Source organism: Shouchella lonarensis (assembly GCF_900096965.1).
In the GTDB taxonomy this organism is placed as follows: Bacteria; Bacillota; Bacilli; order Bacillales; family Bacillaceae_D; genus Shouchella; species Shouchella lonarensis.
This window is the reverse complement of sequence record NZ_FMYM01000010.1, coordinates 1-21,681: the sequence shown is the minus strand read 5'-3', so window position 1 is coordinate 21,681 and position 21,681 is coordinate 1. Positions and strand designations below refer to the sequence as shown.

20 protein-coding genes and 1 pseudogene are annotated in these 21,681 nt (G+C 42.7%); 17 read left to right on the top strand and 4 right to left on the bottom strand.

Translation table 11 applies throughout. The annotated features are described in order from the left end of the window. Positions 1-21: 21 nt before the first annotated feature. The 8 genes from BLT29_RS10700 to BLT29_RS10670 all read left to right on the top strand — a co-directional run bounded on the left by BLT29_RS10700 (position 22) and on the right by BLT29_RS10670 (position 8,898). Complete coding sequence (locus tag BLT29_RS10700) at positions 22-384, top strand: YisL family protein (RefSeq protein ID WP_090776409.1); 363 nt, start codon at positions 22-24, stop codon at positions 382-384. Positions 385-491: 107 nt separating this feature from the next. Next, positions 492-977 carry a small multi-drug export protein gene (locus BLT29_RS10695; protein WP_090776320.1) on the top strand — a complete coding sequence of 162 codons (486 nt, stop codon included), beginning with the start codon at positions 492-494 and terminating at the stop codon, positions 975-977. A gap of 199 nt (positions 978-1,176) precedes the next feature. After that, the gene (locus BLT29_RS13400; protein WP_176763895.1) at positions 1,177-1,320 is read left to right on the top strand and encodes a hypothetical protein; all 144 of its coding nucleotides are present in this window, start codon (positions 1,177-1,179) and stop codon (positions 1,318-1,320) included. Positions 1,321-1,395: 75 nt separating this feature from the next. Continuing rightward, on the top strand, positions 1,396-4,053 hold the full coding sequence (locus BLT29_RS10690) for a class III lanthionine synthetase LanKC N-terminal domain-containing protein (protein ID WP_090776319.1): 2,658 nt from the start codon (positions 1,396-1,398) through the stop codon (positions 4,051-4,053). Then, a complete protein-coding gene (locus tag BLT29_RS10685) occupies positions 4,007-4,747 on the top strand; it encodes a GNAT family N-acetyltransferase (RefSeq protein ID WP_176763894.1) in 741 nt (246 codons plus the stop codon). The genes BLT29_RS10690 and BLT29_RS10685 overlap by 47 nt, the downstream gene beginning before the upstream one ends. An 11-nt stretch (positions 4,748-4,758) precedes the next feature. Further along, positions 4,759-5,964, top strand: coding sequence for a hypothetical protein (locus BLT29_RS10680; RefSeq protein ID WP_090776317.1), 1,206 nt, complete (start codon positions 4,759-4,761; stop codon positions 5,962-5,964). Beyond that, a complete protein-coding gene (locus BLT29_RS10675; RefSeq protein ID WP_090776316.1) occupies positions 5,930-7,603 on the top strand; it encodes an alpha/beta hydrolase family protein in 1,674 nt (557 codons plus the stop codon). The genes BLT29_RS10680 and BLT29_RS10675 overlap by 35 nt, the downstream gene beginning before the upstream one ends. A gap of 17 nt (positions 7,604-7,620) precedes the next feature. Further along, complete coding sequence (locus tag BLT29_RS10670) at positions 7,621-8,898, top strand: MFS transporter (RefSeq protein ID WP_090776315.1); 1,278 nt, start codon at positions 7,621-7,623, stop codon at positions 8,896-8,898. A gap of 39 nt (positions 8,899-8,937) precedes the next feature. Here BLT29_RS10670 and BLT29_RS10665 read toward each other — a convergent pair whose 3' ends face one another. Next, a complete protein-coding gene (locus tag BLT29_RS10665) occupies positions 8,938-10,335 on the bottom strand; it encodes an L-cystine transporter (protein WP_090776314.1) in 1,398 nt (465 codons plus the stop codon). 325 nt (positions 10,336-10,660) lie between these two features. On the opposite strand from BLT29_RS10665, the gene BLT29_RS10660 reads away from it, so the two are divergent. From BLT29_RS10660 to ytkD, 8 genes are all read left to right on the top strand, one after another. After that, a complete protein-coding gene (locus BLT29_RS10660; protein WP_090776408.1) occupies positions 10,661-11,614 on the top strand; it encodes an ABC transporter permease in 954 nt (317 codons plus the stop codon). Further along, a complete protein-coding gene (locus BLT29_RS10655; protein ID WP_090776313.1) occupies positions 11,604-12,551 on the top strand; it encodes an iron chelate uptake ABC transporter family permease subunit in 948 nt (315 codons plus the stop codon). Before BLT29_RS10660 ends, BLT29_RS10655 begins: the two co-directional genes overlap by 11 nt. Positions 12,552-12,553: 2 nt before the next feature. Continuing rightward, positions 12,554-13,369: an iron ABC transporter ATP-binding protein gene (locus BLT29_RS10650; protein WP_090776312.1), complete on the top strand. Its 816-nt coding sequence runs from the start codon at positions 12,554-12,556 to the stop codon at positions 13,367-13,369. A 52-nt stretch (positions 13,370-13,421) separates the two neighbouring features. Next, a complete protein-coding gene (locus BLT29_RS10645; RefSeq protein ID WP_090776311.1) occupies positions 13,422-14,381 on the top strand; it encodes a siderophore ABC transporter substrate-binding protein in 960 nt (319 codons plus the stop codon). 165 nt (positions 14,382-14,546) lie between these two features. Further along, positions 14,547-15,161: a restriction endonuclease gene (locus BLT29_RS10640; RefSeq protein WP_090776310.1), complete on the top strand. Its 615-nt coding sequence runs from the start codon at positions 14,547-14,549 to the stop codon at positions 15,159-15,161. A 35-nt stretch (positions 15,162-15,196) separates the two neighbouring features. Then, entirely contained in the window at positions 15,197-15,676 is a 480-nt protein-coding gene (locus BLT29_RS10635; RefSeq protein WP_090776309.1) for a YwpF family protein, read from the top strand. Positions 15,677-15,785: 109 nt separating this feature from the next. Then, complete coding sequence (locus BLT29_RS10630) at positions 15,786-17,000, top strand: MFS transporter (protein WP_245701233.1); 1,215 nt, start codon at positions 15,786-15,788, stop codon at positions 16,998-17,000. Positions 17,001-17,024: 24 nt separating this feature from the next. Continuing rightward, positions 17,025-17,501 carry an RNA deprotection pyrophosphohydrolase gene (gene ytkD / locus BLT29_RS10625; protein WP_090776308.1) on the top strand — a complete coding sequence of 159 codons (477 nt, stop codon included), beginning with the start codon at positions 17,025-17,027 and terminating at the stop codon, positions 17,499-17,501. Between the two features lie 38 nt (positions 17,502-17,539). Here the strand turns inward: ytkD and BLT29_RS10620 are convergent, their stop codons facing one another. From BLT29_RS10620 to BLT29_RS10610, 3 genes are read right to left on the bottom strand one after another with little or no spacing between them, the layout of a single operon-like run. After that, positions 17,540-18,337: an ABC transporter permease gene (locus BLT29_RS10620; RefSeq protein ID WP_245701245.1), complete on the bottom strand. Its 798-nt coding sequence runs from the start codon at positions 18,335-18,337 to the stop codon at positions 17,540-17,542. Beyond that, positions 18,327-19,091 (bottom strand): ABC transporter ATP-binding protein, encoded by a 765-nt coding sequence (locus tag BLT29_RS10615; protein WP_090776307.1) that lies wholly within the window; start codon positions 19,089-19,091, stop codon positions 18,327-18,329. Before BLT29_RS10615 ends, BLT29_RS10620 begins: the two co-directional genes overlap by 11 nt. 10 nt (positions 19,092-19,101) lie before the next feature. Continuing rightward, on the bottom strand, positions 19,102-20,106 hold the full coding sequence (locus BLT29_RS10610; protein WP_176763893.1) for an ABC transporter substrate-binding protein: 1,005 nt from the start codon (positions 20,104-20,106) through the stop codon (positions 19,102-19,104). A gap of 412 nt (positions 20,107-20,518) precedes the next feature. On the opposite strand from BLT29_RS10610, the pseudogene BLT29_RS13710 reads away from it, so the two are divergent. After that, a pseudogene (locus BLT29_RS13710) lies at positions 20,519-21,681 on the top strand (hypothetical protein); the annotation flags it as partial.

The window sequence follows — 21,681 nt, the reverse complement described above, 5'->3', positions numbered from 1 at the left end:
AAAGGGGCGATTTTTGTGGATATGAAACGTTTGGCAGAGATCTTTTCTGCTTCTCATGAAGGCGCATGGTTTATTTTTGCGGTGTTATTTTTTGCCGCGTACTTATTTGCGTTGTTTCGTAAGTATAAAGTATCAAAAGTATTTCATATGATTTTGCGGTTGTTTTACGTGATTATGCTTGTTTCGGGCATCGGTATGATTATTCATCTTGGCTTCCCGTATTTTTTCGTCATCAAGGGAATTTTGGCGGTGACCATGATTGGTTTCATGGAGGTCGCGATTGGAAAGCAGCAGCGTGGTGAACGAACAATTATTCCTCTTTTTGTGGCAACCATTCTTGTCATTGTCGTCATGTTCATGGGAACGGGACAAATAAGATTTTAGTTGAATTGACACGACTAGCCGTTGGGACGCGCCTCTGTTAAGAGGTTCGTCTTTCTATGGGCGGTGTGTTGATTGATTATTAGGAAAATTTTTTAAGGAGGGATCTGATGGAAGATATGTCTTTATGGACGGCGATTGTGATATTATTTGCAAGCAGCTTGCCTTTAGTTGAATATATTATCACGATTCCCGCGGGCATTGTTTTTTTAAACTTACCACCAGTTGCCACAGTGGTGCTGTCAATGATTGGAAATAGTATAGGTGTGGTCATATTTATTTTACTAAGTGAAAAGATCCAAACTTGGTTAGAGGGTCGTCGTGAAAGAAAAGGACTACCTAAAAAAGTGAGCAAACGAACAGAGCGAACACAGCGTTATTTGGACCGCTATGGTATGGCTGGTGTCGGTTTTCTAGCGCCAATTTTATTAAGCAGTCACCTTGGTGCAATCACTGCGGTTGCGTTACGGGTGACAAAGGGATACGCAATCTTTTGGACAGTTATCGGTGTCACCTTCTGGTCGATTGTCATTGGTTTCGTCTGTGTATATGCAGGTGAGTGGATTCGATCATTTTACGGACCTTTATTCGGGTAGGGAGGAACAGCTCTTTTAAGGGAGCTGTTTTTTGTATACATGAGAGGAGAAGAAATCTTTCTATTCAACTAGAGAGAAAAATATTAAAATAACACTTGCCAATAAAGTAGAATTAAATTACAATGTGATTAACGGATGAGCGTTATGTTAAGACATTTTCTTAATAGTTTATCCGAAAAAAATTTTTGGAGGGGTTATCATGGAAAAGACATTTGATGTGAAAGTTATGACGCCGGAGGATCTTTTGAAAGTTGGTTTCGTAGAAGAAGAGAATGTGACTCATGATGTCAGCCTTTGTACGGTTTGCTCATGGACGAGTGGTGGCCCTGTGATCGAGCGCTAATTTTTTGTAAAACAGAGGGGAGTCATCCCCTCTCTATTTTTCTGAAAGATCGAAAAGTGGGAAGGGAGATGAAGCATGGCGACGTCACAATTACATTATACGTATTTACTTCATTCTCTTAGTGAGAAAGTTGTTGATCCGATGAAAATAGTTCGAGATAAAAAATGGCTTTATTTTAGCAATCATACATATGAGTTACCGCAACAAGGCTGGAAAATACATTTGTCGATCATTCTGCCGCAAGTGCAATCTTTTTTACAAGAAGTAGCGCCCTTCTTACTAAATGAGAGGGTAGATTGGAAGATTCCGTCTAACGAACAAGGTGTCGTAAAGCTTCTGCTAGGAGAGGGAGATCGTGTCCAAGTAGGGAAGTTTTTAACGATTTATCCAAGATCAGAAGCTGTATTTGAGCAATTACTAGAAAAGTTATATGAGCGGACAAGTCATTTTTTTGGTCCTGAGATTGTGACGGACATGCGGTATAAAGATAGTCAGTGTCTTTTCTATCGGTATGGCGCTTTTGCGCACATGAGATTTTACGACCGTTATAGCCAATTAAGAAAAGCGGGATTGCGTGATGAGCATGGAGAAATGAAAGAAGACCGGAGAGTACCATTTGTGACGATACCAGATTGGGTTGAACTTCCACCTGCATTACAGTTACACGAGAAAGAAAGAGAGTCGTCTTTATCTCAGCAAAGCAATCCTTTTGCCAAGAGAGGTTTGGTTGTTCGCGCAGTACTGAAAAAGGGCGCAAAAGGGAGTGTCTTTGTTGTCGATACGTCTTCTCACAAAGAGGTGGTGTTAAAAGAAGCACGTGCGCATATGATGACTGGGTTGGATGGTCGAGATGCACGCGCACGTTTAAAGCATGAATATGACCTTTTAGTTCAATGTCGAGGGCTGGATGTGACACCACAAGTGTATGAGTATTTCCAGTATGGTGATCATGCATATATGGTGATGGAGAAGTTACCGGGCGTGACGTTGCGCAAATTTACGGAGGACTTGTTTCAAAAACCACTGAAAGAAACGTCCATTCAAATGATGCAACAGGTTCGAGATCATTTGCACCAATCTGTTGCAACGTTGCATAAACATAAAGTGATTTTAAGGGATTTAACACCAAATAATGTAATGGTTTTGCCAGACTTCACAGTGCGGTTTATTGATTTAGAGCTTGCGTGTAATCAGTCGTCTGCTGAGCCTCTTTTTGATGGGTTGACCCCAGGTTATGCGCTTCCGGATGAACAAGTGTTGAGCCATATCAATATGACAGCACGGGATCGTTATGCGCTAGGTGCCATTGACGTTTACTTGGCTCTTGGAACAGACCCGTTTTTCGGCGTCATCCCTTTTACAGAAACGATAAAAAAGGTCCGTTCACTTGCTCGTTGTATTGAAGAAAAAACGTTCAAGCACTTATGTGAGTCGGGTTTGTCAGTGATGGAAGAAGTGGTTGCCGAACAAAAAGAGAGAGAGAAGTTATCGAATTATGTAAGGATGGAAGGTGCAAGCTTTTGCACATCTATCTATGAAAAAATGGATTTTAAACGTATTGATCAGCTGTTGCCTGACAATTCTCTGTCAGATCAGTGGCATGTGGCTACTTTTAATCATGGGTTAGCCGGTGTGATGCACTTCTTTCATGAAATGGGACAAGTTACAGAAGATGAGATGTTGTTTCAATATAGTTTGCATGTCTATACGTGGTTAGAACGGCATCATCCGTTTGTAAAAGGTGTGTCACCAGTTGGTTTATACTTCGGTTACGGCGCTGTGCCATGGGTATTGGCAGATGCGAGTCACTATGCCAATAACGCGGAATTACAGACAAAAGCAGTTGAATTGGCACTAACAATTGCGGATGAGCCTTGTTACACTGCGAACGTGAGTCACGGATTAGCAGGGCTCGGACTCATGTTGCTACATGTGTACCATATAACAAAAGATGAGCGCCTATTGCAACGTGCACGTGCACGAGCAGATCAAATTTTGTCATCGGCAGAGGAAATGAACGGCGGTATCGCTTGGCCGACGCCAATTTCAGCGGAAAAAAGGCAATATTTTTTAGGCTATTCTCATGGGATTGCTGGCATTGGTACTTTTCTTGTGGCTCTTTTCAAGGAAACGAATGAAAAGAAATATAAGGAATGTGTCGAACGGATCGTTGATACGTTGGATCGGACTGCGATCAAGACAGAAACGAGTGCGGTTGTTTGGCCCAAAACATTTTCCCTTCGTGATACGTCGCTACAAACGTCATGGTGTAATGGGGCGGCGGGCATTGGGCAATTTTTGTTATCGGTGTTGTCAATCGATGACCAAGAAGAAACGAGGGCGCTAGCTGTCGGTGCAGTCAATGCTGTGTTACAGTCAAATGTTGTTCAAGTGAACAATCAATGTCACGGCATGGCTGGCGAGGGTGACTTTTTGATTGCGGCAAAACGGGCAGTGGTTGGTGACCAAGTGGCAATTGACCGGAAGTTGCGTTTAATCGAAAAACGATTACTTGCGGTGGCTGATATTGTGGATGGACAATATTGCTGGACTGGAGAAGACAAAATGAGTCATGTAATTGACTATATGACGGGTTATTTAGGGATTTATTCATTTTTAGCGCGATTACAAATGGGTTTGACGTTACCGTTAAGTAATGACAGTACGGAAGGGGGCTTGTTGTTTTATGATGAAGGAGAACGAACAAAGACAGTGGCAACAAATTCACGATGAGGTGGATATGCTTCGTCACCATCAAAAAGGGACGATTGTCTATGATTATTGGCAATCATCGTTCACGACTGAAAAACATCATATCGTTCTTGCGCATTTGCAGGAAATGACACAGAAAAAGCGAGAGGAGACATCTATATATATATTTCCAAGTCAATATACGGACGATTGGCCTGCGCAAACAGATGAAGTGGAGTGGGGTGTCGATCGCGTAAAATACCGCTTGTCCCTCGCGAGTGTAAAAAAAGATGCACCATCCTATCCACCCGCGTACATTGTACGAGAAGAATCTTTGTTATCTGCCGAATTTGCCGCACTTTTATGGAGAAGTGACCCTTCTTGTCCTTCACTGGATGCAGCAACGAAGTTACTCATAGATATGGAAAGTGGGTCATACGGAGAGGTTGTCGTCTGTCAAACACTATCGCATAAAACGACGCGGATTGGTTTTGTCGTATTAACGAATATGAGTGGTGTGATTTTGCTTGCACATATCGTGATGGCACCAGAATACGGTGGCAAAGGGCTTGCAAAGCGTTTGTTACTTCATGCAACAAAGAAAGCACAGGCGCTTGGTTACAGGCAGGTCATTGCCTCAACAGATGAGACAAACGAGCGATCAAAGGCAGTGATGCGTGCTGTTGGCTTTCAAGAAGTGTCACGTGACCGAATTGCTGTATTACGGGCACGGTGAGGAGGGAAAACATGGAGCGGTTATTCTCATATGAAGGACGAGAAGGCGGCGTTTTTTGCGTAGAGGATCCTTCTCAATTAGAGGGACGAGAGCTCCACATCGGTCGTGGGTTATCGTTTGCAACGCTTGATGCACAATTGAGCCAAGCGAATAAAGAGAATATATTTGATGTATTAAGTTCACCGCTGACTTTTTATCAAGTATGTGATCGGCAGACACCAATCATCGTAAATATCCATACTGAATTGACTGCACATGATTGGACGATGTTGTGGCGGTTATTGTTTCGCATGAGTGCCCCTCCCACAGTGTATTTAGTCAAAGGTGAATCTCAACTTGAGGATGAGATTCAACTATGCGCGGCTATACACAAGCTAGATAAAATGGATGCCTTCACTTATTTACAAGAGAAATATGAGCAACGAAAGACGGATGCGGATTTACTGAATTATTGGGGCTTTAAAACGCATGTACAGAGAAAAGAATTAACAAATGAATACATGCACCAACTTCCATCGTTTCATTTTGATGGTGCTTATCAACTTTGGTTCGAATTTGCGCAAATGGCTACAAAAGATACAAACGATTTTTCACTAGCGCTACGTGCTTATGATCAGATTGAAGACATCATTATAAAAGAGACAATGATGCTTCAATGGTGTTGTGTGATGAATGGTAGAGCATTTATCGAAGCGTTACAAGGGAATGTAAAAAAGGCAATAAAAATGGAGGAAGAGATTTTAAGCAGTTGTGAGCAACAATCGTTAGACCCATTGCTGTACGTACAGACGTTGATCAACTTGTATCAGTTGTACCGTAAGAACAAATATGAACAGCAAGCGGCAAAATTGATGCAAAAGATGGCGTCTTTTCAACACGAAACAAATACTTTTTATGCACCGGTGTATGCGTGTATGATTCGTAGCGAGTTAGAGATAGGAAGTGTAGAGACGGCACAACAGTATGGGATGGAGGCACTCGGGCGCCAATGTTTCTCAGATGAATTAGGCATGCTGCTCATGCAAGTGTACGAGTGCACATCTGATCAAAAATTGCACAACGCGATGATGCAACATCTCCCAGTGGAACAGCTTGCGCGGCATCATTTGTTAGATGACAAAAAGCTACAATATAGATGGCATAAAGTCGTGAATTGGTTCGCTCGAAACGAGGAGGAGAAAGATGGACAACTTGTTCATAGCGGCAAAATCCAATAATGAAGGGAAAAAAATCGTTGCCTTGTACGAGCGTCATTTACAAATTGGTGATATAGATGAAGATGATACGATTTCTTACAAACATGTTGTTACGCAGTCTGGTGGGGACATCGTGTATTCAAAATGGGTGAAAGACGATGTGTTTGTCTACCTGACAAAGCGTGCACATAGACAAGTTGTACACGTGCTGACAATATTTGAAACCAAAGTAGACAACGTATCACAAGAGGTACCTGCTATTTTACGTGTTCATGATTTGTCTATGTGGGAAGAGGCGTTATGGTTGCTTTGTTCCACATATCATCAAGCGAGCCAAAAGACGATGACGATGTTGTATCATCTTGATAAAAATGAAATGACTGTCTTACATGAAGCAACGTCAAATGTACGGAAAGCTTTTTTTGATTGGGGACAACGACGGTTATTATTGTATATGGGACAGCAACAAAATAGGGAACTTTTATTTAGTGACCAATGGCAGATCGTCAAAGAGAAAGAATTTTTATTTCCAACGATGACATGTTTACAACAACAGTTATTTGGAGTGGAGGAGATAGATGAGGACGAGACGATCCAGCCAGTCGTATATGATCTTAACGATGGAAGGCAATACAAGCTTGAGGTGAATTATCAAGAAGTCAGTCAGTTTGTAGTAGATGATGAAGGGCATATTCTCGTGAGTGGATTTCAACGAGGAAGACAGTGCATCGCCGTTTTTTCTTCTACCGGTCAGTTGCAAATAAAAAGTGGGCAGAGGCGCGGGGTTTTTGAAGTCGTTCATTTTTGTTTCCATACAAAAATGATGCTTGGTGTGGGTCAGTCGACAATGACGTGCCCGTCCTTGCTGTACACGTCATTCTCAGATGATGTACCATCACATGTAAATGACGATGTTTTGCATCGTACGTTTCTGTATCAACAGTTGGAAGTACCTTATTTTGTCGTGGGACCGAAAGATCAAAAGAAAGCAATGATTTATTTACATGGAGGACCGCACAATCATGTGATCGAATCTTATTCCCCATTCATAACGATGTGCGAGCAACTTGGGTATACCATCTTTATCGTCAATTATCCAGGTAGTACAGGTTTTGGAAAGCACTATGAGACAGTGTTGCAGCATGATTGGGGAGGTGTGGATGCATCATCTATGGTTGTGTTTACTGACACGGTGTTAACTGAGTACGATGAAGTGAGCTTATACGGTGTGAGTTATGGGGGCTACTTGGCACTATTGTTAGCTGGAAAATACCCTAGCATGTGGACGAATGTCTTGGCAGCTGCAAGCTTCAATGACTTACGTGCACTTTATGATGGCGCAATGCCATACATGAAAGATTACTTCTTAGAAGTGATGGGGGACATGCTGATGGACGAGGAAAAATTGTCTGACCGCAGTCCAATATCGCATGTACAGGCGCTTGCACATGTCAATTTGTTACTGATTCATGGGGAGGAAGATACACGCTGTCCATATGAACAGACCGCCGGTTTTTATCATCAATTGCGGCAATGTAACGTAGAAGGCGGACAACAGCAGCTTTATTCAATTCCAGGATTACAGCATGAGCGGTTTTCAGAAAGGCACTGGATTAGTGCGTGTAAAGCGTTTCTCCAATCGAAATCATTTCAGTTGTAAGGAAGGAAGTGGGTCATATGCCAGCGACGGGCGCAGCAGCTGAAACGAAAACACATCAAGAAGAAGCGGTTAGTCCGCAATGGAAACGGAATACATCGGTTTTATTAGGGAATCAATTTCTAACGGTTGTCGCAGAAAGTGTATTTGCATTGACGGTCATTTGGTATATTTATGCACAAACATCCTCCGCAGTGGCAGCATCATTATTTACAGCTGTGTCTGTGTTGTCATCAACCTTCATCGGTCCATTTATTGGTGCATTCTCTGACCGCCACCCTGCCAAATTATTGCTTCATATTGGTTATGTGCTTGTGGCATTGGGCGGGGTAGTGCTTGCGTGTGCTTTTTATTTTGAAGTAAACTTTTTAATCGTTGGTTTATATGTCTTTATGTTTTTACATAAGTCGTTTGCGATTTTAAATGGATCAGCCAAGAATCGTTTATTGGCACCAGCAGTGGGGTTAAAAAAGGTTCCTACAATTAATGGTTATATGACTTCAGTAAATGGGACGGCCGATTTATTAGGGAATGCACTCGCTGGCTTTTTACTTGCGGCCATCGGTTATGTGGGAATTATTCTTGCCCATTCAAGTGTGTACTTGCTTGCAAGTGGCATGCTCTGTCTTCTTGTAGTGCAGACAGCGATAAAGAAGACGGATGCTACGGGAATGACGCCGAAAAAGGCATCATTAATGAAAGAAATGGTCGCTGGTTTAAACGTCCTACAGAAAAATCGGTCATTGTTTAAACTTGTTGTCATTAGCTCTTTAATCAATGTGTTTGCGATTGGCGGTGCCTTACTTGTTGTACTTGTGACAGACCAGTTTGGCGGCAGTGCACGTGATTATGGCATGTTTATGGCAGCAGCAACGTTGGCGGGGATAGGGGTCGGACTCTTCGCCGGAAAAGTCGTCAAGCGTGTAAAGCGTCCAGGTATTTTCTTTTCGGTCTGTATGATGCTTGTGTCAGTTTGCATGTTTGCGACAGCTTGGACGACAAATTATTGGCTCGGGGTCGGCTTGATGATGTTGATGGTCATAGGAGAAGCATTATTTATGATTACATTGCAGACGCTGTTAATTACAACGATCGCACCTGAATATCGCGGGCGGGTGATGGCAACGGCTGCATCGATTGCAGGATTATTAATGCCAATTGGTTTATTGTTTAACGGTTTTATTGCCGATATGTGGCATATCAAATATTCATATCTATTTGTTAGTGGGTGGATTATGTTATGGGCGTTACTTGCCCTTTGCGATCGGGATGTACGGAAGATGGTGGATGGGGTTTAGAGACGTAGTAAAAAGACGTATGCACGCGCATACGTCTTTTCACCCTTGCTCCACCTGCGTATCAAGCTTCATCTCCGGATTATTATATGTGTCGTTATCTAATTCCCCAGTTACTTTTGCGGTAAAGAGCCCAGAAACCATGCTCCCGGATACATTGACGGCGGTCCGCCCCATATCAATGAGCGGTTCGATTGAGATAAGTAAGCCGGCTAATGCGATTGGTAAGTCTAATGCCGATAAAACAAGAATTGCGGCAAATGTTGCTCCGCCGCCGACACCAGCGACACCGAAAGAGCTAATGGCAATGACAGCGAGCAGCATGAAAATAAAGCTAGGTTCAAGAGGATTTTGACCAACCGTTGGTGCGATCATGACCGCTAACATCGCTGGATAAATGCCGGCGCAACCGTTCTGCCCAATGGATAACCCGAAAGAACCAGCGAAATTGGCGATACCGCTTGGGACACCAAGCTTTTTTTGTGTTTCAATGTTCATTGGCAATGCCCCTGCACTTGTACGTGAGGTGAAAGCAAATGCCAACACAGGGAATGCTTTTTTCATATATGTCCAAGCATTCATCTTTAGGAAAGTGAGGATGAGTAAATGGACAAGGAACATCGCAATGAGTGCAACATAAGAAGCGCCAACAAACTTTCCAAGTGATGCGACAGCACCAAAATCGCTCGTGGCAATTGTACGAATCATGATTGCGAGCACACCGTAAGGCGTCAATCTCAGCACGAGTGTCACGATTCGCATGATAATGGCGTGGAGGGCATCGATCAGGTTTTTGAATGTATCAGCTGATGCTGGTTGCTTTCGCCGTACACCTAAGTAGGCAACACCAATGAAAAGCGCAAAAATGACAACACCAATAGTAGAGGTCGGTCTACCACCAGTTAAATCGAGAAAAGGATTTGCGGGAATGAGTTGGACAATTTGTTCAGGAAGTGTCAATGCGTCCATCTCTTCGTAGCGTTCTTCAATTGCTTGTCCTTGTGTGATTTCACTTTCACCTTTAGGAATTTCAATCGCTTCAAGGTTAAAAAGAGACGCAGACGCGATACCAAGTCCAGCTGCGATGGATGTTGTGGCAATGAGGGCAGCAAGGATGAGTGCACTCATCTTTCCGAGATTTTTTGTTAATGTGAGGCGCGTAAAGGCGGCTAAAATGGAAATGAAGATCAGTGGCATGACAATCATTTGTAATAGACGGACGTAACCTGTGCCAAGTAGATTTATCCAGTCAAGTGCTTGTGTTAAAGCAATGGATTCAGCATCAAACAGAACATGGAGCAGTAAACCATAAATGACACCTAACCCAAGAGAAGTAAAGACACGAGTCGAAAAAGACATATGTCTTTTTTGCATGTAAAAAAGTATTCCTACTAGCATGAGGGCAAAGACAATGATTGCAAATGTTTGCAATGTATTCATATATAGCGATTCCTTTCTTTATAGGGAGTTTACGAAACAATTATTTCACATCATGATCGATGCTTCCTATCATATTATCTATATTCCTATCAGTCAAGTAGGAATTGAAAAGCAGACCTTCTTTTTAATGTATCCATTTCTTATAAAAGCAATCATAAAAAAAGATGAGAAACTTTCTCACTTAGGGGTTGACGTCCGCTGAATTTATGGTAAACTCAAAAATGTAATTGAAAATGAATATCATTGTCGGGAAGGGGAGATTGCCCATTACAATGATGATGTGGTTTTTAAGAGGAGACAAAGCTGTTCCATGATGGTCAATTTAATGAAATATAAGTGCCTTATCCCGCTATTACTTGTTTTGTCTGTCATATCGGTATTTATAGGCGTGCAAGATATTTCGCTGTTTGATATGCCGAATTGGTCAGAAGATCAACTAAGAACAGTGCTTATTAGTCGGATCCCGCGTTTAATGAGTATTGTCATTGTTGGGATTAGCTTGAGTGTATGCGGATTAATTATGCAGCAACTTACACAAAACAAATTTGTCTCACCAACAACAGCAGGGACGATGGATTGGGCACGTTTAGGGATGCTGGTTGGGCTCGTCATGTTTGCAAGTGCTAGCACAATGGAACGAATGTTGATCGCCTTCTTGTTTGCGCTAGGCGGCACGCTTTTGTTCGTTAAAATCCTGGAGAAAATCCGCTTTCAAAATGTGATTTTTGTGCCACTAGTTGGTTTAATGCTCGGTAGTGTTGTGAACGCAGTGACCACATTTTTTGCTTATCAGTATAACCTGGTACAAAGTTTGTCCGCTTGGATGCAAGGGAGTTTTTCGCTTGTGCTGCGTGGCAGGTATGAAGTTCTTTATATTGGGATTCCTCTCATTGTGCTTGCGTTTTTGTTTGCGAATCGTTTTACAATCGCCGGACTGGGGCAAGATTTTTCTACGAATGTCGGTTTAAACTACCGGCGCGTGATGAATATTGGCATGACGATTGTCGCGCTCATTACAGCAACGATTGTCGTGACAATTGGCTCGATTCCTTTTTTAGGACTGATTGTGCCGAACATCGTTTCGATGATGCAAGGCGATCATTTGAAAAAAAGTCTACCGAAAACAGCATTGTTCGGTGCGATCTTTCTACTTGTTTGTGATATATTAGGTCGGATCATCATATTCCCATATGAAATTCCAATTGGTTTAATGGTTGGTGTCATCGGCAGTGCACTCTTTTTATTTTTGTTGTTTAGGAGGCGTGCCTATGCGTCCTAAAACAATATTAATAATTTTCGTGGCCATTGCACTTGCATTCATTGGCGCTTACTTGTTTGTTGGATTAACGCCCACTTTATGGGATTATGCGCTACCAAGAAGAGCGACGAGTATTTTAGCTATTATTACGGTGGGGGCAGCGATTGCATTTTCTACGTTTGTATTCCAAACGATTACGCATAACCGAATTTTAACCCCTAGCATTATTGGGCTTGACTCATTGTACATATTAATCCAAACGATCCTAATCTTTGCTTTCGGCACAGCAGGGTTGGCCTTGGTAAGTACGTATGTACAGTTTGGGATGACGCTTGTATTGATGGTATTGTTTTCGTTACTGCTGTATGTGCTCCTTTTTAGAAGGGAGCAGAAAAATCTTTACTTTTTATTACTCGTCGGGATAGTGTGCGGCACACTGTTTTCTAGTTTGTCGACGTTTATGCAAGTGTTAATTGACCCAAATGAATTTTTAACTGTACAAAGCCGGATGTTTGCAAGTTTTAATAATGTGCAGGTGGATTTGTTATGGATTGCACTCGTCATTTTGGCGGCAACGACAGTGTACATTTATCCACAGTTAAAGTATTTAGATGTGATCGCTTTGGGGCGAGATCAAGCAATTAATTTAGGCGTCCCATATGATCAAGCGATCCGCAAATTTTTAATTGTGATCGCAATATTTGTTTCTGTATCAACAGCGTTAGTTGGACCGGTATTGTTTTTAGGGTTACTCGTCACAAATGTTGCACGTGAACTTTTAAAAACGTCACGGCATGCATATTCTATCGCATTATCTATGCTCATTAGTGTTGTTGCGCTTGTAGCAGGTACGTTTATGTTAGAACGGGTATTGTCGTATGCAGCGCCACTAAGTGTTGTCATCAACTTTGTTGGTGGGACGTACTTCATTTATTTGCTTTTGAAAGGAGCGAAATAAACATGACGACAGCATTAATGGAACGCAAACAGCAAGTGATACGCCCGCAAATACAAGTCGGTTTAGAAGTAAAAGGCGTCTACAAATCTTATGGTGAGAATGATGTTGTTCGTGATGTGTCGATTGCGGTGAAAAAAGGAACCCTAACGTCATTTATCGGACCGAATGGTGCGGGGAAAAGTACCCTCATTGCGATGATGAGCCGATTGGTCAAACAAGACCGTGGGCAAGTATTGATTGAAGGTCAGGCGCTTGAATCATTTAAAAGTAAAGAACTAGCAAAGAAAATCTCAATCTTAAAGCAAAGCAATCATATCCACATGCGCCTAACGATTCGAGAATTAGTTAGCTTTGGTCGTTTTCCGCACTCACAAAACCGATTGACAAAAGTTGATTGGAAACACATTGATGAAGCAATTGATTACATGTCATTACGTGAGATTGAACATCAATATATAGACGAGTTAAGTGGGGGACAACGTCAGCGCGCTTACATTGCGATGGTGCTCGCACAAAATACCGATTATGTCATTTTGGATGAGCCGCTAAACAATTTGGATATGAAGCATGCTGTATCAATTATGAAAACGCTGCGTAGGCTCGTTTATGACTTGGGGAAAACGATTATGATTGTTGTCCATGATATTAACTTTGCTTCGTGTTATTCAGACGATATTGTTGCAATGAAGAACGGGCAGATTGTTAGTCACGGACGCTGCAAAGATATCATTACGCGTGCCTCATTGCGGGATATTTATGATATGGATATTGCGATTGAAGAAGTCAATTGTAATAAAATTTGTGTGTATTTTACGTAGGTCTAGGAAAGAGCTTTTCTAAAATCAATAAGACATTTGGAGGAATATATCAATGAAGAAATATGGTTTAGCTATTGGCGCAGTAATGACAGCAATTGGTTTGACTGCTTGTGGGGGAGAGAAAACAGAAAAGAATGCTTCTGAGGAGCCAAAAAAAGAGGAGCAAGCATATGTTGAAGTGACGCATGAGCTTGATAAAGAGCCGGTCAAAGTTCCGGTCGATCCTAAGGTCGTCGTTTCTTTTGATAATGGAATTACGGATTCAATTCGTGCGCTAGGTCATGATGTTGACGGTGTCCCGAAAGAAAACAATATCCCAAGCTATTTGTCTGAACTTGAAGAAGACAAATATGAAGATGTCGGCTCATTATTTGAAGCAGATTTCGAAAAAATTGTTGAGATGAAGCCGGATGTCATTTTTATTTCTGGACGAGCAATGGAAAATTATGACGAGCTTAGTAAAATTGCACCGACTGTGTATATGATGGTCGACCAAGAGAATTACATGACATCATTTGAAGAAAACATGCAAACGTTAGGTGAAATCTTTGACGCTGAAGACGAAGTAGACAAGCAGTTGGGAGAGATTCAAGCAACGATTGATGATGTCAAAACACGTGCAGAAGCAACAGACAAAAATGGCTTGATCTTATCTGTGTCAGAAGGTGCTGCGAGTGCTTTTGGTGCAGGATCGCGCTTCGGTTTAATTCATGACGTGCTTGGTGTGAAGCCGGCAGATGACATTCCTGCAGAGAATCACGGTGAAGATGTTTCATTTGAATATATTGCAGAAAAAGATCCTGATTATATCTTTTTGCTTGACCGTGGCGCAACTGTTGGGGAAGCATCAACTGCGGAGCAAGTTCTGGATAATGAACTCGTTGGTGGGACAAAAGCTGCAAAGAACGATAAAATCATTAGCTTAGATGGTGGCGTTTGGTATTTGAGCGGAGGCGGGCTTGAATCTGTGAAGAGAATGGTTGATGAGATCGACGCGTCATTTGAGAAGTAAGAAAGATTTTTAAGATAACCGGTTAAGTTGTTGCGTGAACAACTTAACCGGTTTTAATTTGTTATTTTTTAGCTATAAAACTGGTATCGCGATCATCCTTTTCGTATAATGAAAGGAACATATCTCTCTAGAGGTAACATAAAAAAAGAGAGGGATTGACATACTGTGGATATTTTAAATATAGGACTAACGTTGTTCATTGTGTTTGCGCTTTTATTTTCTATCTTTTTCATCTGGCGCACGTTACAGCAAAGGCGTAGGGTGAACGTAGCAAAGATTACAATGAGAGACATTGAGCGCATGGCTGGTCTTGAGTTTGAAGATTACTTAGCAGCCGTCTTTGCGGCCATTGGCTATGAAACCTATCGAACAACAAAAAGTGGTGACTTTGGTGCAGATTTGCTTGTCATTGATAAGGAAGGGAAGCGTATTGTCATTCAAGCGAAGAGGTATGACACAAAGTTAGGATTAAGCTGTGTGCAAGAGGTGTATACAGCCAAAGCATATTATGATGCAGATGAAACGATGGTGGTCACCTCAGCGAATGAAGTGACAGCAGCATGCTGGCAATTAGCCGCAAAAACGGGGACAAGTTTTTTATTGAAAGAAGATTTGGAGGAACTTTCATATTTACTGCGCAAAGGGCAACTGGGGGAAGCAAGAGAGCTTGTATGTACACCGCAATACGCTGAAAAAAAGCCGGGAAGCCCACGGTTAGAAGCCGTTTCTGGTGAGAGAAGAAGGATCGAGGTAGGTGCGTATCACTACACGCGTAAGTAAATAGATGAAAAAATACGATGTAGGGAGTTGAACTTGTGAAAACGTATAAACTGCATGCTTTGCAAGTGATTGAGGAACAAGATGGACATGTTAAGCAACGTCCGATCCCGCTTGAAGATGGCTTAATTATTAATATGGAAAATAAAGAGCGGGTCTGGTTTGTAGATGCTGTCGTTTCAGCGTCAGACGTGACCTCGTTTGAGCAAATATATGAGAAAGGTCAGCATATGTTAATTAGCGTGGTGATTACAAGCAAAAATAATCATCCTGCTGTTATGTTCACATCTATTGAATCCATCACTGATTTAAATGAAGGAAAAGGAATTGTATTTAAAGGAAAAATTATCTTTGGACGTGATGATGTACTAAAGGATGTCTTTAAAGATTTACTAAAAAATGATTACAATAAGGATGAGATGCTTGGTGAGTTTAAGCGACGTGTGGAACAGGTAGAAGGGTATTCAGAACAAACGATTCAGCAATTGTATCACATGTATCAAAATTTAGAGTCATGAGGAAACTGTCGCTGTTCAACATGTAACGAGGTTTACCCCTATGTCGATGTGAATAGGAAAAGTAATCTTCCTTATACTAACTACATCAGGCTGAAAAAGGGGTATTTTTGTGAGTGATGAAAAGCAAACTGGGGGCTTATTTGCACTAGCTTCTGTACCACTTGTCATGACACTGGGCAATTCTATGTTAATCCCTGTGTTACCTACGATGGGACGAGAATTAGATGTGAGCGCATTTATGATAAGCTTGTTAATTACGGTTTACTCGGTCGTGGCGATTTTATGTATCCCTTTAGCGGGGTATTTATCAGATCATATCGGTCGTAAGCATGTCATCATTCCAAGCTTATTTATTGCTGGTCTCGGTGGATTGATTGCTGGTTTTGCAGGATGGAAGATGGAAGAGCCATACTGGGTCATTTTAATTGGGAGATTTCTCCAAGGGATAGGCGCGGCAGGAGCGGCGCCAATTGTGATGCCGTTTGTTGGTGATTTATTTACAGATAAACGACAAGTAAGTGAAGGGTTAGGGATGATTGAAACGTTGAATACATTTGGTAAGGTGCTAAGTCCAATATTTGGGGCACTACTAGCATCTATTGTATGGTTCATGCCTTTTTTTGCATTCCCTTTGTTTTGTATACTGTCTATTTTATTATTATTGTTGCTTGTAAAGAGCCCACCACTCTCCCAGAAGTCGGTACCGTTTGGCAAATTTATTGAGACGGTGAAGACAATTTTTAAACGCGAAGGGCGCTGGCTCTATATTGTCTTTATTGTTGGATGTCTTGTGATGTATATATTGTTTGGGGTACTTTTTTACTTGTCGACGCATCTAGAAGAGACGCACCAAGTTCATGATATTCCTAAAGGTGTCATTCTTGCGTTTCCATTAATGGCATTATGTATTACTTCATATGTGTCAGGGCGTGCAATTGGTCAAGATCAAATGAAGATGAAATGGATGACAGTTGTGGGGTTATTTTTACTATTTGTTTCGATACTTGTTGTCGCCCTGAAGCAAGATATTTATATTATGTTGACGGCCTTGTTTGTCGCTGGTATGGGCATTGGGGCAGTATTACCTAGTCTTGATGCATTTGTTACAGAAGGAATTCCAATAGAACAGCGTGGCTCTATTACATCTTTGTATAACAGCATGCGTTTTGTTGGTGTAGCTACCGGACCACCGTTATTTTCGTTGTTTATGAAAGGAAGTCATTTTTGGATGTTCGCTATGAATGCATGTATCGTTTTTGCGGCAGTCATCGTCGTGTATTTTGGTATTAGACCAAAGAAAACTTCTGTTAGAACATGGCGATAGAGTAAAGAACAAAGGGGCGTGTGTATGCAAACATTTCATGATGTACATGGGAATGTGATTCAACTTGTCTTAGGGAAAGACTGTCTTCTTGATGATAATCCAAAACATGTGTTTGTGCTTGCCCGCTATGGTGGGCAATGGTTATTAACAAAGCATTTGGAAAGGGGTTATGAATTTCCAGGGGGCAAAGTGGAACCTGGAGAAACAGCTGAAGATGCAGCAAGGCGTGAAGTGGCAGAAGAAACAGGCGGACAAGTGGACGTATTAACACATATTGGACAGTACTGTGTAAAAGAAAAGACGGGAAAGGCGTTTTATAAAAATATTTATGTCGCAACGATTAGTGAAGTAAGGTCATTAAAAGATTATTGCGAGACAGAAGGACCTATTTTACTACGAGAATTACCGACTTCAATAAAGACAGATGAAAGGTTTAGTTTTATGATGCGGGACGATGTTGTAAGGGAATCTATTGAATATGCTTTAAAAAAGGTGTTGTGATGACATGGAAAGACAGCACGTGTAAACTTGACGTGCTGTTACGTGTGAAAACGGGTGACGTGTTTCTCGAGGTATTCAATCAAAAGGTACATCACAGTGGCTAAAACTGCAATGACTAGTAAGCTCATGAAGACGAGGTTAAAGTTAAATACTTGGAAACCGTAAATGATTAAATAACCTAATCCTTGTTTTGAAACGAGAAACTCTCCAACGATCACACCAACCCATGCGAGCCCGACGTTCATTTTCAAGGTTGAAATCATGACAGGTATTGTCGCAGGATAAACGACATGCTGGAACATTTGCTTTCTGGAGGCGGAGAATGTTTTCATAACGGTCAAATAATTAGGGTCAACCTCTTTAAAAGCAGTGTAAATAATCATTGTTGTTAAAATAACGGATATGAGCATGCCCATCGCGATAATGGAAGCGATGTTTGGTCCAAGTCCAACGATTAGAATGGGTCCAATTGCAATTTTTGGCATGGCGTTGAAAACGACTAAAAAAGGTTCTAAAACTTTGGCCGCAAATGGAAACCACCAAAGCGAAGAGGCAAGTAGTATACCGGTTATTGTACCTAGTAAAAAACCGAGAATCGTCTCAAACAACGTTACAGATGCATGTAGCCATAATGCGCCGGTCACCATTTGTTCGTAAAGTAAAGATAAGATACGAGAAGGCGCACTAAAAAGCAAGGGGTCAATCCATTGTAGCCGGGAACTCACTTCCCATACGCTAATAAAGGTCACAAAGATGAGTATTTGCATGACACGTACTTTTTGGTTTTTTTGTTTATGTTGACGAAGGTATTGGGTGTGTAAATCATCATGATTGATCAAGACGCTCCAGCTCCTTCCAAATGAGTTGGAATTGTTGCTGAAACTTAGGGTCTTGTCTTGTGTCAAAAGGTGTTTGCTGTTTCAGTGATGATGGAATCTCAAAAATTTGTTCCACTTTTCCAGGTCTTGGTGTTAATAGTACAATGCGATCGCTCATTGCAATGGCTTCACCAATGTCATGTGTCACAAGTATTGTTGTTTTATTTTCTTTTTTCAGCGTTTTAGAAACGAGGTTTTCTAATTTTAATTTTGTTTGCTGATCGAGTGCGGAAAATGGTTCGTCTAAGAGAACGACGGCTGGATTCGTGGCAAGCATGCGAATGAGAGCAATTCGTTGCCGCATTCCCCCGGACAATGCGCGAGGGAATTCTTTTTTTTTGTCAGTAAGCTGGAAAGCATCTAACCACTTCAGTGCATTTTGTTTTGATTCAAAGTCGTATATACCACGAATTCTTTGACCAAGTGTGATGTTTTCTTCAATAGAAAGCCATGGGAATAAGTAATCATGTTGTAGCATGTAACCAATATCTGTTGTTGCTTCTTTGGGGTGGATAATGGTTCTTGTTCCTTCTGTTGGTTCAAGTAATCCAGCAATAATTGAGAGTAATGTTGTCTTCCCACATCCACTTGGACCGAGCAATGAGACAAATTCTCCTTCTTTGACGTGAAGAGAAACATGTTGAAGGGCAGGAAATGTTCCTTCTTTATTTACATAAGTTAAAGAAATATCTTCCAATTTTAAGATAGCCATGTTCATCCTCCTAGTTTAGGCTCTCTTTAGCAATGGCTTCTTCAACAAGTTGCATGAAGGGGGCATCCTCGGGTAGTTCACCTGCTTTATCCATAATGTTTAATAAACGTTGCCAAGCATCCTCTGTGATGACAGGTGTTTCTGCATAAGAATCTTGTTGTTTGTAGCGGGTGATCGCACGAGCTAATACATCTGTAGGTGTGTCATCAAAAAAAGGCGCAATAAGTTGTGCAATTGTAGTTGCTTCTTCTTGTTGAACAAATTTCTGTCCTTGATATAAAGCCCGTGTGAACCGAACATATAGGTCATGATGTTTATTTAATCGACTTTGTTTTGCAATAAAGGATGTGTATGGAACAAAACCCGATTCTTCTCCAAAAGAAGCAACAATTGTCCCGAGTCCTTCTTGTTCAAAAAGGGTTGCTTGTGGTTCGAATAGTTGAACATAGTCACCCGTGCCTGATGCATAAGCACTTGCAATGTTACTAAAATCAATATGTTGTAGTAGAGTGAGATCGGTATAAGGATCAATGTCATGTTGTTTGAGTACATACTCACCAACCATTTGAGGCATACCCCCTTTTCTTTGTCCTAAAAAAGTGCTGTTTTTTAAATGGTCCCAACTAAAAGGTTTTTGTGCATGGCGAGCGACTAAAAAGGTTCCATCTGTTTGTGTCAGCGCAGCAAAGTTTATGGCAGGATCAATTGGAGATTGATTTTTGACGTAGATGGTTGTTTCTGAACCAACCAGGGCAACGTCTGCACCATTTGAAAGAAGTGTTGTCATTGTTTTATCACCACCCCAAGTCGTAGTGAGTGAGATATCAATATTTTCTTCAGCAAAGAAATTAGCGGCAATGGCAGTATAAAAAGGGGCATAAAAAACAGAACGGGTAACTTCCGCGACACGTATCACATCTTGGTCTGATGTTTTTTGACAAGAAGTCATAAAAAAAGTTGACGTAACGAGGAAGAAAATGGTTAAAATTCGTTTCAATAAATCCACTCCTTTCATGCAGTGAGGTTATATTCATCCTATGCATGTATGTATAGAGATGTGAAATGATAGGAGCTTTCAATTAAATTATTTTCAATTAGTAACTAATTCTTTGTGATGCCATAAAATAATTATGTATTAGAAATGTAAAGAGGAGAAGGGAGATTGTCACGTGACGAAGAGGAGATGTGATTGCTGTTCATGTCATTGTCAGAGCTCTTATGTGCGATCATGTTCATGTAATATACAATGTTTTAAACGTGTGTCACAAAATAAGATCACATGTTGTTGTCCAGGTCCAACGGGCACAACGGGTCCAACCGGTCCACCAGGCGTAACTGGTCCACCGGGAGTGACGGGCTCTCCTGGAGCCGGAGCAACGGGAGCAACGGGTCCGACCGGTCCACCAGGCGTAACTGGTCCACCGGGAGTGACGGGCTCTCCTGGAGCCGGAGCAACGGGAGCAACGGGAGTGACGGGTCCAACGGGAGCAACGGGACCGATCGGCCTACGAGGAATAACCGGGGCAGGAGTGACAGGAGCGACGGGAGTCATCGGTCCAACGGGAGCAACGGGTCCGACCGGTCCGCCAGGAATAACTGGAGCAGGAGTGACAGGAGCGACGGGAGTCACCGGCCCAACGGGAGCAACGGGACCGACCGGCCTACGAGGAATAACCGGGGCAGGAGTGACAGGAGTGACAGGAGCGACAGGAGTCACCGGTCCAACGGGAGCAACGGGTCCGACCGGTCTACGAGGAATAACCGGGGCAGGAGTGACAGGAGCGACAGGAGTCACCGGTCCAACGGGAGCAACGGGACCGACCGGCCTACGAGGAATAACTGGGGCAGGAGTGACAGGAGCGACGGGAGCGACAGGAGTCACCGGTCCAACGGGAGCAACGGGACCGATCGGCCTACGAGGAATAACCGGGGCAGGAGTGACAGGAGCGACAGGAGTCACCGGTCCAACGGGAGCAACGGGACCGATCGGCCTACGAGGAATAACTGGGGCAGGAGTGACAGGAGCGACAGGAGTGACGGGTCCAACGGGAGCAACGGGACCGACCGGCCTACGAGGAATAACTGGGGCAGGAGTGACAGGAGCGACGGGAGTCACCGGTCCAACGGGAGCGACGGGACCGACCGGCCTACGAGGAATAACTGGGGCAGGAGTGACAGGAGCGACGGGAGTCACCGGCCCAACGGGAGCAACGGGACCGACCGGCCTACGAGGAATAACCGGGGCAGGAGTGACAGGAGCGACGGGACCGACAGGAGTAACAGGAGTGACGGGTCCGACAGGAGTAACAGGCCCGACCGGTCCGACCGGGGTAACAGGGGTGACAGGAGCGACAGGAGTGACGGGTCCAACGGGAGCAACGGGACCGACCGGTCTACGAGGAATAACTGGGGCAGGAGTGACAGGAGCGACAGGAGTGACGGGTCCAACGGGAGCAACGGGACCGACCGGTCTACGAGGAATAACCGGGGCAGGAGTGACAGGAGCGACAGGAGTGACGGGTCCAACGGGAGCAACGGGACCGACCGGTCTACGAGGAATAACCGGGGCAGGGGTGACAGGAGCGACAGG